General features: G+C 70.2%; 12 protein-coding genes. 3 read left to right on the top strand and 9 right to left on the bottom strand.

Features of this window, described 5'->3' with window-relative positions; all coding sequences use genetic code 11:
- Window positions 1-98 precede the first annotated feature (98 nt).
- Window positions 99-851 carry a DeoR/GlpR family DNA-binding transcription regulator gene (locus YIM_RS21135; protein WP_153031993.1) on the top strand — a complete coding sequence of 251 codons (753 nt, stop codon included), beginning with the start codon at window positions 99-101 and terminating at the stop codon, window positions 849-851.
- Window positions 848-2,179: a 6-phospho-beta-glucosidase gene (locus YIM_RS21130; protein ID WP_153031992.1), complete on the top strand. Its 1,332-nt coding sequence runs from the start codon at window positions 848-850 to the stop codon at window positions 2,177-2,179. Before YIM_RS21135 ends, YIM_RS21130 begins: the two co-directional genes overlap by 4 nt.
- 61 nt (window positions 2,180-2,240) lie before the next feature.
- On the opposite strand, the gene YIM_RS21125 is transcribed toward YIM_RS21130, so the two are convergent.
- The 5 genes from YIM_RS21125 to YIM_RS21105 form a co-directional block, all read right to left on the bottom strand.
- Window positions 2,241-3,569, bottom strand: a complete 1,329-nt coding sequence (locus YIM_RS21125) for an MFS transporter (protein WP_153031991.1) — start codon at window positions 3,567-3,569, stop codon at window positions 2,241-2,243.
- 72 nt (window positions 3,570-3,641) lie between these two features.
- Window positions 3,642-5,054: an FAD-dependent oxidoreductase gene (locus YIM_RS21120; RefSeq protein WP_153031990.1), complete on the bottom strand. Its 1,413-nt coding sequence runs from the start codon at window positions 5,052-5,054 to the stop codon at window positions 3,642-3,644.
- Complete coding sequence (locus YIM_RS21115) at window positions 5,051-5,845, bottom strand: SDR family NAD(P)-dependent oxidoreductase (protein ID WP_153031989.1); 795 nt, start codon at window positions 5,843-5,845, stop codon at window positions 5,051-5,053. The genes YIM_RS21120 and YIM_RS21115 overlap by 4 nt, the downstream gene beginning before the upstream one ends.
- Complete coding sequence (locus YIM_RS21110; protein ID WP_153031988.1) at window positions 5,838-6,671, bottom strand: SDR family NAD(P)-dependent oxidoreductase; 834 nt, start codon at window positions 6,669-6,671, stop codon at window positions 5,838-5,840. The genes YIM_RS21115 and YIM_RS21110 overlap by 8 nt, the downstream gene beginning before the upstream one ends.
- Before the next feature lie 30 nt (window positions 6,672-6,701).
- Entirely contained in the window at window positions 6,702-7,097 is a 396-nt protein-coding gene (locus YIM_RS21105) for a nuclear transport factor 2 family protein (RefSeq protein WP_153031987.1), read from the bottom strand.
- A 125-nt stretch (window positions 7,098-7,222) separates the two neighbouring features.
- Between YIM_RS21105 and YIM_RS21100 the strand changes: the two genes are divergently transcribed.
- Window positions 7,223-7,879: an IclR family transcriptional regulator gene (locus YIM_RS21100; protein WP_194240232.1), complete on the top strand. Its 657-nt coding sequence runs from the start codon at window positions 7,223-7,225 to the stop codon at window positions 7,877-7,879.
- Here the strand turns inward: YIM_RS21100 and YIM_RS21095 are convergent.
- The 4 genes from YIM_RS21095 to YIM_RS21080 are packed head-to-tail and all read right to left on the bottom strand — an operon-like array spanning window position 7,876 to window position 11,465.
- Window positions 7,876-8,517 (bottom strand): RraA family protein, encoded by a 642-nt coding sequence (locus YIM_RS21095; protein WP_153031985.1) that lies wholly within the window; start codon window positions 8,515-8,517, stop codon window positions 7,876-7,878. The genes YIM_RS21100 and YIM_RS21095 overlap by 4 nt on opposite strands.
- Entirely contained in the window at window positions 8,514-8,831 is a 318-nt protein-coding gene (locus YIM_RS21090; RefSeq protein WP_153031984.1) for a DUF4387 domain-containing protein, read from the bottom strand. The genes YIM_RS21095 and YIM_RS21090 overlap by 4 nt, the downstream gene beginning before the upstream one ends.
- The gene (locus tag YIM_RS21085) at window positions 8,824-10,152 is read right to left on the bottom strand and encodes an acyclic terpene utilization AtuA family protein (RefSeq protein ID WP_153037139.1); all 1,329 of its coding nucleotides are present in this window, start codon (window positions 10,150-10,152) and stop codon (window positions 8,824-8,826) included. The genes YIM_RS21090 and YIM_RS21085 overlap by 8 nt, the downstream gene beginning before the upstream one ends.
- Window positions 10,153-10,196: 44 nt before the next feature.
- Window positions 10,197-11,465: an MFS transporter gene (locus tag YIM_RS21080; protein ID WP_153031983.1), complete on the bottom strand. Its 1,269-nt coding sequence runs from the start codon at window positions 11,463-11,465 to the stop codon at window positions 10,197-10,199.
- Window positions 11,466-11,508 lie beyond the last annotated feature (43 nt).

The raw sequence follows: 11,508 nt of genomic DNA, 5'->3' as shown, positions 1-11,508 counted from the left end.
ACCGCCGCGCCTCCTTTGCTCCGGTCCCGGCAGTCTGCACCCTTTTGAAAGGAATTGACAACTGCCGATGCAGGGAGATGACTGATAATGTTCGCAGCGTGCTACCCCAGCGCCGGTACTCCGAGATCGTGCGGTGCCTGACCCGCGACGGGTCGGCCTCGATCTCCGTGCTCACCGACCAGTTGCAGACCAGTGCCGCGACCATCCGGCGCGACCTGATCTCGCTGGAGCGCGACGGGGTGCTCACCAGGGTGCGCGGCGGGGCGGTGCTCAACCCGGCGGCCGAGCTGCCCTTCGACTACGTGGCCGATTCCGGTCACGACGGCAAGGCGGCGATCGCGGCGGCCGCCGCCGAGCTGGTCCGCGACGGCGAGGTGCTGCTGCTCGACATCGGCACCACCGTGCACCAGCTGGCCAAGCACCTGCACGGCAGGCGGATCACCGTGGTGACCAGCAACCTGGCGGTGTACGACGAGTTCGCCGACGACCACGCGGTCGAGCTGATGCTGCTGGGCGGGCTGGTGCGGCGCAACTACCGGTCCATGGTCGGCTTCCTGACCGAGGACGCGCTGCGGCAGGTGCGGGCCGACCGGCTGTTCGTCTCCGCCTCCGGGGTCGCGCGGGACGGGGCGCTGATGGACGACACGGTGGTGGAGGTACCGGGCAAGCGCGCCATGCTGGCCGCCGCCGACCGGGTGGTGCTGCTGGCCGAAGCACGCAAGTTCCCCGGCGCCGGCCTGGCCCGCGTGTGCGGGCCCGAGGAGATCGACGTGCTGGTGACCAACGCGGGGGCGAGCCGGGAGACGCTCGCCGTGATGCGGGAGGCGGGCGTGGAGGTGCGCGAGGTATGAGGCTGGCCATCCTGGGCGGCGGCGGGTTCCGGGTGCCGCTGGTGCACGCCAGCCTGCTGGCCGATCCCGAGCGCCTGGTCGACGAGGTGGTGCTGCACGACGTGCGCCCGGAGCGGCTGGCCGCGATCGGCGCGGTGCTCGAACAGCAGGCGGCGGGCGCGCCGTGGCGCCCGCGGCTGAGCAGCACCACGTCACTGGACGAAGCAGTGTCCGATGTGGACATGGTGTTCTCGGCGATCAGGGTGGGCGGGCTGGAGGGCCGCGGCGTGGACGAGCGGGTCCCGCTCCGGCACGGCCTGCTCGGCCAGGAAACCGTGGGGCCGGGCGGAATCTGCTACGCACTGCGGACCGTGCCGGTGGCGCTGGACATCGCCAGGACGGTGGCCTCGCGCGCGCCTGGGGCGTGGGTCATCAACTTCACCAATCCGGCGGGCGTGGTCACCGAGGCGATGTCGGCGGTGCTGGGCGATCGGGTGATCGGCATCTGCGACTCGCCGGTCGGGCTGTGCCGCCGGGTGGCTGCCGCACTCGGCGTCGACGCGTCGCAGGCCTCGTTCGACTACGTCGGCCTGAACCACCTCGGCTGGCTGCGTCGGGTGCTCGTCGGTGGACGGGACGTGCTGCCCGGCCTGTTCGACTCCCCCGCGCTGGCCTCGTTCGAGGAGGGCAAGCTCTTCGGCCCGTGGCTGCGCACGCTGGGCGCGGTGCCCAACGAATACCTGCACTACTACTACTTCGCCAGGGAAACGCTGGCGCAGATGGGAGTTCAGGAAAGCACCCGCGGTGAGTTCCTGAACTCGCAGCAGGACGCTTTTTATGCCGCCGCGGCCGCCGACCCGGCTTCCGCGCTGGAACGCTGGCAGGAAACCCGCGCCGAGCGCGAGCGCAGCTACCTGGCCGAGGGCCGGGCCGTCGCCGGTTCGGGCGAGCGCGACACCTGCGACACCGAGGGCGGCGGGTACGAGGAAGTCGCCCTGGGGTTGATGAACGCCATCGCGGGCAACCGGAAGGCGTCGCTGATCCTGAATGTGCGCAACCGGGGCGCCGTCGCGGGCTTGGACGACGATGCCGTCGTCGAGGTCCCCTGCACGGTGGACGGCAACGGCGCGCGCCCGCTGGCGGTGGGCGCGGTGCGTCCGGCGGAACTGGGCCTTGTGCAACAGGTGAAAGGCGTCGAACGAGCCACCATCGAGGCCGCCGTGAAGAGGCGCCGGTCATCGGCGTTGCTGGCACTCGGCACGCATCCACTGGTGGACTCGGTCGCCGCCGCCACGCGGGTGCTCGACGAGTACGTGGCAGCCTTCCCGGAACTGGCCGACCTGTCCTGAGCGGGTTTTTCCTGGGCCGGCCAAGAAGTATGACGTGCTCAAAGCCAAGCTGAATAGGGCGTTATACACTCGGCTGGATGCGGCCCGTGACCTCCCTCGGTACCCGCAGGAAGGAGAGCATGATCGCCGAGACCACCAGGCACCCGATCGGGAAGTACAGCCCGACGGTCACGTCGGTCTCGGTCGCCGCCAGCCCGATGGCGTACGGGCCGAAGAACCCGCCCAGCGCCGCGATCGAGTTGATCCCGGCCAGGCCGACCGCGGTGTGCTCCTTGGACAGCACCTTCGCGGCCATCGCCCAGTACGGCGCCAGGTAACCGAGCACGCCGACCGCCGCCAGCGACAGGCTGATCAGCGACAGCGCCGGCGTGGTCTTGAACAGGATCGCGCCCAGGAAACCGGCCGCCGCGACCAGCACCAGCGCGATGACGTGGAACTTGCGCTCACCGGTGCGGTCGGAGTTGCGCGCCAGCAACAACATGCCGATCGCGCCGACGACGTACGGCACGGCGCCGAGCAGCCCGATGTTGGTCGACGAGTACGAGGGGTCGAGCTGCTTGACGATCAGCGGCAGGAAGAAGGTCAGGCCGTAGAGCCCGCAGGCGATGAACAGGTTCGCCACCGCCAGGTGCAGGACCTTGCCGTCGCGGACCGCCCGCAGTTGCCCGAGAAAAGTCTCCTTCCGCTCCGGCTGGTACTCCTTGTCGATCTCCGACTGCAGCCAGCCGCTTTCCTCGCGGGTCAGGAACCGCGCGTCGGCGGGCCGGTTCGGCAGGTACAGCAGTGTGAGCACGCCGATCAGCACCGCGGGCGCGCCCTGGAGGATGAACACCCACTGCCAGCTGCTCAGGTCCAGCCAGTGCACGTGGTCGAGAATCCAGCCGCCGCTCAGGCTGCCCAGCACCAGCGCGATCGGCTGCGCCAGCGCCAGTGTCGCGATCGCCCGCCCGCGCTCGCGGCCGCGGAACCACAGCGTCAGGTACAGCAGCAGCCCGGGGAACAGCCCGGCCTCGGCGATGCCGAGCAGGATCCGCGCGATCAGCAGCTGCGTCACGTCCGCGACGAAGCCGGTCAGCACGGTCACGATGCCCCAGCTGACCGCGATCCGGGACAGCCACAGCCGGGCGCCCACCTTCTTCATGATCATGTTGCTCGGGATCTCGAAGACCACGTAGGCCAGGAAGAAGATCGCCGAGGCGATGCCGAAGGTGGCCGCGTCGATGGCCAGTTCGGTGGACATGCCCAGCTGGGCGTAGCCGATGTTGGCCCGGTCCATGTAGTTGAAGATGTAGAGCAGGCCGACGATCGGCATGATGCGCACGGCCACCTTGCGAAGGGTGCGCTTGCCGATCTCGGCGTCCGCCGCGGCGGGGGTGACGGGCAGGGACATGGTTTCTCCTCTTCATCGAGCGAGAACACTGCGCGAGAACACTGCGTAAGAACACTGAGTGAGATCATCGGTTCAGCCCGCGGCCGCGGCGTGGCCCGCGATCCGGCCGAACGTGACGGCGTTGGCCACCGCGTTTCCCCCGCCCACGTAACGGTTCCCGAGCACGCCCGCGCCCGCTTCGCCCGCGGCGTAGAGGCCCGGCACGCGGTTCCCCCGCTCGTCGAGCACGGCGGCTCCGGCGTCGATCTCGAGTCCGGCGTGGGTGCAGACGAGTTCGGCGGGCAGGGTGCGGGCGGCGTAGAACGGGGCCCGGCCGATCGGTTCCGGCGGTCGCGTGACGCCTTTCGCGGCCAGGGAACGGTGGCGCAGGAACTCCGGATCTTCCTGTCCGGCGGGCAATCCGGCGTTCCAGCGATCGAGGGTGGCGCGCAGCGCGGCGGCGGGCACGCCCATCTTTCCCGCCAGTTCCTCCACGCTGTCCGCGCGCAACGTGCGCCCGGCGTCGGCCTCGGCGAGCACGTGCGCGGCGTCCCAATGCGCGTAACCGGCGGGCAGTCCGGTCCTGGCGCGCTCGTCGAAGACCATCCACACTGGACCTTGCTGAGCGTCGATGATCCCACTGGAGACGGCGTATGAAGCGTCCTCGTCCATGAAGCGGCGGGCGTGGCGGTTCACCAGCACCCGCGACACCGGCGGGAAGCCGGACTGCCAGTGGTGCAGCCGCTGGAAGTAGACCGTGGGCAGCAGCAGGCCCCAGCCGTCGCCCGCGATCGCGGAACCGACCTGGGTACCGAAGCCGAAATGATCGCCACGCGAACCTTCCGCGGCGACCACGAACAGGTCGGCACCGGCGGCCGTCGCGGCCGGGTAGTACCGCTGGAGCAACTCCGGGTTCCGCGCGAAACCACCGCTGGCGACCACCACCGCGCCCGCCCGGACCTCGATTCCGTCCGCGACCACCCCGGTGACCCGGCCGTTCTCGACCATCAGCCGTTCGACACGGGTGTTCGGCACAATGTCCACACCGGACTCTCGGCACGCCGTGGTCAGCACCTGGACAAGCCCGTATCCCTGGTCCTTCGGCACGTGACCACGCCAGACGTCCTCCACCCCGGCCCTGGTCAGGCCGGGGGTGTGCGCGTCGTGGGAGACACGCGCCGGGATCTGGACGCCGAGTCCGATGAGCCATTCGACCGCGGGCCCGGCCTGTTCGCAGAAGGTGCGCACGAGCCCCGGCTTGAGTTGCCACTGGTTGAGGTCCTGGTAGTGCTGGAAGAACTTCTCGGCGGAGTCGGTCACGCCCAGCTCCGCCTGCACGCTGGTGCCCGCCGCGGTGAGCATGCCCGCCGAAAGCTGGGTCGAGCCGCCGAGTTCGCGTTCCGATTCGAACAGCAGCACCGAGGCACCGCGCTCGGCGGCGGAGGCCGCGGCGGACAGCCCGGCCCCGCCACCGCCGATCACGATGACATCGATCCGTTCCGTCATCCGAGATCACCTCCGGCCTCGGCGACGATGCGGTGGTAGAGCCCGTTGGACACCAGCCCACCGTCCACAGTGACCTCACTGCCGGTCAGATAGGTGGACCGGTCCGAGAGCAGGAACAGCACGGCGTCGGTGATCTCGTCCTGGGTGGCCATCCGGCCCGCCGGAACGCTGGCCACGGCGGCCGAGACGAACGCGTCGGCGCCGTCGAGCAACGCGGTCCCGACCAGGCCCGGGTGCACCGAGTTGACCCGGATGCCCCAGCGCGCGAAGTTTCCCGCGGCCGATTTGGACAGTCCCGTCAGTCCCCACTTGCTCGACGAGTAGGCGGGCGAGAAGTAGCCGATCTGCCCGGAAATCGAGGAGATGTTCACGATCGAGCCACCACCGGAGTCGCGCAGCAGCGGTGCCGCCGCACGCATGCCGTGGAACGGTCCGGACAGGTTGATCGCCAGCACCTGGTCCCAGATTTCCGGGGTGGTGTCGAGGAATTCGAGGCGCCGGGAGATTCCCGCGTTGTTGACCAGTCCGCCGAGCGAACCCAGTTCGGCGCGGATCCGCTCGAGGACGGCGTCCCACCGCGCCGGATCGGTCACGTCGAGCCGGAACTCCGACACCGCACCGCCCGCGGCGGTGATCTCGGCGGCGATCGGTGCGGTGTCGGCGATGTCGGCCACGCAGACGTGCACTCCGCGGGCGCCGAGCGCGCGGGCGTGGTTCGCGCCCATGCCGCCCGCCGCACCGGTGATCAGCACGACGTCCGGATAGGACACCACCTCGCGGTGCTCAGACATGCCGGGACCCGCCGTCCACGGCCAGGCTGTGGCCGGTGACGTAACGCGCGCTGTCCGACAGCAGGAACAGCAGCACGCCGACGACTTCTTCGGGCGAGCCGATGCGGTGCAACGGGACCGCGTCGAGCGCCTTCGCCAGCGCGGGCGCGTCGTCCTGGATCCAGCGGGTCATCTCGGTGTCGATGTAACCGGGTGCGATGGCGTTGACGCGGATGCCCTGGTCCCCCAGTTCGACCGCGAGTGACTCGGTCAAGTGCGCGACCGCGGCCTTGGAAGAACAGTAGGCACCGCGGCCCCGGCGGACGCGCACCGCGGAAACCGAGGACATGTTGACGATCGCGCTGCCCGGGTGCATGTGCGCCGCGGCGGCCTGCGCGCCGAACAGCACGCCCTCGACGTTGACCGCGAGCGTGGCGCGGATCTGTTCCGGGGTGATGTCGGCGATCTCGGCGAACGGGAAGATCCCCGCGTTGTTGACCCAGAAGTCGATGCGGCCGAACTCGTCGATCGCGCGCTGCGCCAGTGCGGCGTGATCCTCCGCCTTCGTGACGTCGAGCGTCGCCGGCAGCAGACGGCCCGGCTTGGCCTCCAGCGCCGCCGCGGGCGCGGCCAGGTTGAGTTCGGCCGCGGTGGCCTCCATCGCGTCGCCGTCGAGGTCCCCGCCGAGGACGTCGACCCCGCGGGCGAGCAGCCCGGCGGCGAAGCGGGCGCCCATCCCCCTGGCCGCGCCGGTGATCACCGCGACCTTGCCGGGGAACTCCGGGTAGAGCGCGGTCACCGGCTGGTGCAGGACCCGTCCGGGGCCGGTGGGGACGAGTGAGGTCATCGAGTTCTTCTCCCTGTCGGTACGTCGGGTTCAGCGGCGGACGGTGCGCAGCCGCACGCGCCAGCCGTCGCCGGCGCGAGCCAGTTCGTCGGCGAGCACGGTCAGCCGGTGCAGCCGGGAGGGACCGGCGATCTGCAGGTAGGCGCGTACGAGCAGGGTGTCCGGGCCGCCACCGGGCCGGACCTCGATCGTGCTGACGACGTGCCGCAGCATCTCGCCCGATTCGACGCAGTCGGCGTGGAACCGCTCGGCGAAGGCGACCAGTTCGCGGGTGCCGATCGCGGGCTCGGGATAGCTCGGGGACCGGAACTCGCCGTCGGGGGTGAAGGTCGCCGCCCAGTCGGCCGCGCGCCCCTCGTCGATGGCGTGGCTCTGCGCGCCGTAGAGCTGGTGCACGGCCATCACCTCGTGAGGCGGCACATTCATCGGAACCTCCGTTGTCCCCGGCCCAGCGGCGTGCTATATTCGCACGCAGTGTGCGATATTTCGCAAACCGTAAGCCGCCTCCGGCCGGTCGTCAAGGGAGCGCTGTGCCCGAACCGAGTTCAGCCGTGTCGAAGACGCTCCACAACGGACTCGAGGTGCTGGAGCTGCTGGTCACCCAGCCCGGCGGGCTGACCCTCACCGAGATCGCCGAGGGCATCGGCGTGCACCGGACGGTGGCGCACCGGCTGGTGCGGACGCTGGAGGCGCACCACCTGTGCCGCCGGGACCGGTTCAAGCGGATCACCCTGGGCGCGGGCCTGGTGCGCCTGGCCGAGCCGGTCGAGCAGGACCTGCGGACGCTGGCGCGCCCGGTGCTCGAGGAACTGACCGAAACCGCGCAGGCGTCGGCACACCTGGTCGTGCGGGAGGGCCCGGACCAGGTGCGGATGCTGATGATCGTCGAGCCGCGGCAGGCGCGGATGCACGTGTCGTTCCGGACGGGTCAGCTGGATCCGATCGACCGCGGCTCGGCGGGACTGGCCCTGCTGGCCGCCGGCCCGCCCCGCGAGGGTGAACGGTCAGCCGTGACGCTGGCCCGCGAACGCGGTTACGCGGTCTCCAGCGGGGAAATAGCTCCGGGCATCACGGGAATCTCGGCCGTGGTGCCGACCGGCCGGGAGGACACCAGCATCGGCCTGTCCCTGTTCGACGCCCCCGACCCGGAGGAACTGGGGCAACTTGTCGTCAAGGCCGCCCGCCGCCTGGGCGACCAACTCCACTAGTGGCGAACCCGTTTCAACTCCAGCAATCCCGCCGGAGTGAAGTCCGAAGATCGTGCCCACGCCACGATCGCCTGTTCCTCCGCGCGGATTTCTTCGGCCAAAGCCGGAAGGCGCGAAGCTGTCTCGGGCGGAATCCGCAGGACACCGTGCTGATCACCGTGGAGCAGATCCCCGGGAGTCACGGGCAGACCGCCGACGCGCACCGGAACTCCAACAGCAGTCAGCCGCATGTGCGCCCGTGCCACGCACAAACCCGCGGCGTGCACGGCGAAGCCCATCCCCCGCAGATCCGGTTCGTCCCGCACCCGGCCGTTGGTGACAAAGCCGGAGATTCCGAGTGCGTCCAGCAGCGTTCCGTTGACCTCACCCAGGAACGCGCCCGCGCCGGGTACCTCGTCCACGTCCTGGACGACCACGGCCACCGGGCCCTCGACCGCGAGCACGGCCCGGTGCAGGTCGGCGACCGGCACCCCGTCCTCCCCCGGTTCCCGCGCCCGCATGGTGGCGGTGACGGCAGTCCCCAGAAGGGAACCGCCGGAGATCCGCTGGATCGAACCGTCTGTACGGGACTGCGCGACTCCCGCCCGGCGCAAGGCGTTGCTCAGCGCCGGGGTGTCCCAGTCCGCGAGCCCGCTCATGACCGCGGCACCGGCAGCAGGGCCAGCGGCACGTGGTGCTGACCCGCGTGCATGTCCCGGTCGCGCAGTGAACCCTGCGGAACCGGGCGTGGGAAGGAAATCTTGACCACCTTCAACTCCGGGATGCGGAACAGCCGGACCGCCGAAGCGTCCACTTCGTACAGTGAAGCGATCACCGATTCGTTGATGAAGCCTGGATCCGCCACGATTGTGTAACCGGAATCGTCACGCATGAACAGTTCCATGGTGATCCAGAACGGTCCGGCGTTCTTGGCGCGGACCTCGTGCGCGAGGTCACCGATCGTCTCAGGCATGGCGGTCTCCGTGCTCGATGCGGAACATCGCCGTCGGGGCGGTGTCGACGACGTGGTTGAGGACGAACTCATACGCGGCGCCACGTTCGACCTCGGCCGGGGACGACGCGAACGCGAAACTGGGCAGGTACGGCAATCCGCGCGTTGGCAGGTGCAGCATCAGCGGGTTGGCGACCTTCGCCACGGCCGTCGCGGTCGCCTGGTCCGGCGCGTTCACCAGCAGCATGACACCGACCTCACGCGGTGGCCCGCTCTCCGGTTCGAGGTCGCCGAGCACGCCGCGGTGCCCGTACAGCCGGATGTCGAAGGCGTACTCACCGGCATCGAGTCCCAGGGTCTGCGCCACCCGAGCCGTGATCATCTCGCGGAGGAACTCCGCCCAGGAGTCGATTCCGGCCAGGATCCGCGGGTCGCGGATGGCCGAGAACGACATGGTCTCGTACCCGGTGACCCGCGCTCCTTCGAGCTTCACGGTGTGCTGCTCGGCGAGCAGGAACCGCGATCCTTCGACACGGACCCGCCGGTCGTCCAGCGCGGTGTAGGTCGCGTCCCGGACGTCGATGGTGCCCGACGGCTCCCGCATCAGGTACGGGTCGACGGTCTCGTAGAGCATATGTGCCGCAACGGAAATCGGCGTGCAAGCGGCGGCGGGGTCGAGCGGCTCGATGGTGAACCCGGTCGCGTCGATGGTGGCCAGCACTCCCCCGGCCGCCGGGTTCGTGGTGCACTGCCCACCACATTCGACGATCTTCGCGGCGTGCCAGACCGGCCCCGGCGGCATACCGCGCAGCAGCGGGTAGGCGGCCGCCACGGCGGTGTCGGTGGCGCGCCCGCACAGCACCACCCGCGCCCCGGCCGCCAGCGCCTCGGCGATGGGTTCGTGGCCCATCATGCCGACGATGTGCGTGCAGCTTTCGAACACCTCCGCCCCGATCTCCCCCATCGGCGGCAGCGGGTGGACGCGGCCCGCGTGCAGGTGCTCCTTCAGCTCGGCCGCGTCCTGTGAGCTGTAGATCCTGGCCACGGGAAGGGGAATTTCCTCCTCCGCCTGAAGTTCGCGGACGATCGAGGCGACCGAGTCCACGCCCGCGTCGGTGCCGCTGGTGCCGCAGGACCCGACGATCAGCGGGATGCCCGCCCCGGCCGCGGCCCGCAGGAGGATCCGGAGGTCCCGGCGCACCGCGGCCTCGGTGGTCTTGGGCGTCGCGGTGCCCAGGTAGGACGGCCCGGAGTCGGTCGATCCGGCGTCGACGCTGATCACGTCGGCACCGAGGGCGAGGCCCCGGTCGATCGTGGCCTGGGTGAAGCCCGCGCCGAGCATGCCCGTCGGCGCCAGCACGCGGACCTCGCCGGTTCGCTGGTGGGTCAAGGTTTTGTCTCCTGTTCGGTGGGTGACCGCCGGATCAGGCCGATCCGGACGACCGTGGCGATCGCGAGCACCGTCACGATCGCCACGTCGACGGGCATCAGCCGCCAGCCGGTCACGTCGACCATGGCGCCGACGAGCGCCGGGCCGAGAAAGCCGCCGGTGGCCCAGCTGACGGTGTAGAAACCCGCGTAGGTGCCGAGCACGCGGGCCGAGGGAGCGAGGTTCCAGAGCACGACGGCCGCGTTGATGATGAAGCCCGACGCGCCCACGGCCCCGGCCGACAGCGCGATCACCGTCCCGGCAGGACTCCGCAGCAGGGTGGCGGCGAGCATGGCCACGGCGAAGACCGCCATGCCCAGCGCGATGACCTTCAACCGGCCGAAGCGCTCGGCGAGCATGGCGACCGGGTAGGCGACCACGATGTAAACGAGCCCGCTGACCAGGGTGAGCCCGCCGGCGTCACCCCTGGACAGGCCGAGCACCTCCATCCCGTACGGCGTCATGAGCGAGCGGGACGCCGCCCAGGCTCCGCCGAACAGGGCGATCGCGAGCATCAGCAGCAGGCGGCTGCGATCGGTGTCGCGCACGATGTCCCGCAGGGCATCCAGCGCCCGGGGCCGCCTTGTCTCCGTCGACTCCCTGTCCTCGGCCAGTGCCTGCTGATAACCGCGCGACCGGCTGTCCCGCACCGTGCTCGCCAGCACCACCACCGCCACCAGCATCAGCGCCGACGGGATGAAGAAGGCCGCGGTCGGGTGGTCGTCGACGATCAGGATGCTGAGCACCGAGGCCAGCACCACGGTCAGCGCGGCGGCGATCTTGACCACCGCGTTGGCGCGGCTGCGGCGTTCCGGGGAGATGAAGTCGGGCACCAGCGCCTCGGCGATGGGCTTGAACGAGTTCACCACCAGCGCGTAGGCGAACATCACCGCGATCAGGGCGGGCAGCGCCGCCGCGCTGAACGGGATCAGCAGGAAGATCAGCGCGGCCAGCGGCATCCCGACCACCAGGTAGGGCATCCGCCTGCCCCACGAGGTCCGCGTGTTGTCCGAGCGGTTGCCCATCCAGGGCTGGATGAACAGGCCGATGATGTTGTCCATGCCCATCAGCAGGCCGACCACCGCGGCGCTGCCGAGGTGCGCCATCAGCAGCGGCGGCACCTGGGCGTCGTAGAAGTTCCAGGTCGACTCCTGCGCGAACACCGCGAGCGCGACCAGGAAGGTGATCCGCCGTCCACCGGCACGCGGCCGCGCTGTCGTGTCCATGCCGCAGCACGGTAGAGATGCTATAGCAAAACTGTCAACTGTT

Origin of the sequence: Amycolatopsis sp. YIM 10 (assembly GCF_009429145.1) — a bacterium.
In the GTDB taxonomy this organism is placed as follows: Bacteria; Actinomycetota; Actinomycetes; order Mycobacteriales; family Pseudonocardiaceae; genus Amycolatopsis.
The sequence above is the reverse complement of the archived record's forward strand: the minus strand, read 5'-3'. Positions and strand labels throughout refer to the sequence as shown.

Excerpts from the sequence above, each read along its gene's own strand:
- YIM_RS21095 (WP_153031985.1), bottom strand. The coding sequence starts at position 8,517 with ATGAGCGGGCTCGCGGACTGGGACACCCCGGCGCTGAGCAACGCCTTG.
- YIM_RS21090 (WP_153031984.1), bottom strand. The coding sequence starts at position 8,831 with ATGCCTGAGACGATCGGTGACCTCGCGCACGAGGTCCGCGCCAAGAAC.
- YIM_RS21110 (WP_153031988.1), bottom strand. The coding sequence starts at position 6,671 with ATGACCTCACTCGTCCCCACCGGCCCCGGACGGGTCCTGCACCAGCCG.
- YIM_RS21125 (WP_153031991.1), bottom strand. The coding sequence starts at position 3,569 with ATGTCCCTGCCCGTCACCCCCGCCGCGGCGGACGCCGAGATCGGCAAG.
- YIM_RS21105 (WP_153031987.1), bottom strand. The coding sequence starts at position 7,097 with ATGAATGTGCCGCCTCACGAGGTGATGGCCGTGCACCAGCTCTACGGC.
- YIM_RS21085 (WP_153037139.1), bottom strand. The coding sequence starts at position 10,152 with ATGCTCGGCGCGGGCTTCACCCAGGCCACGATCGACCGGGGCCTCGCC.
- YIM_RS21130 (WP_153031992.1), top strand. The coding sequence starts at position 848 with ATGAGGCTGGCCATCCTGGGCGGCGGCGGGTTCCGGGTGCCGCTGGTG.
- YIM_RS21120 (WP_153031990.1), bottom strand. The coding sequence starts at position 5,054 with ATGACGGAACGGATCGATGTCATCGTGATCGGCGGTGGCGGGGCCGGG.
- YIM_RS21080 (WP_153031983.1), bottom strand. The coding sequence starts at position 11,465 with ATGGACACGACAGCGCGGCCGCGTGCCGGTGGACGGCGGATCACCTTC.
- YIM_RS21115 (WP_153031989.1), bottom strand. The coding sequence starts at position 5,845 with ATGTCTGAGCACCGCGAGGTGGTGTCCTATCCGGACGTCGTGCTGATC.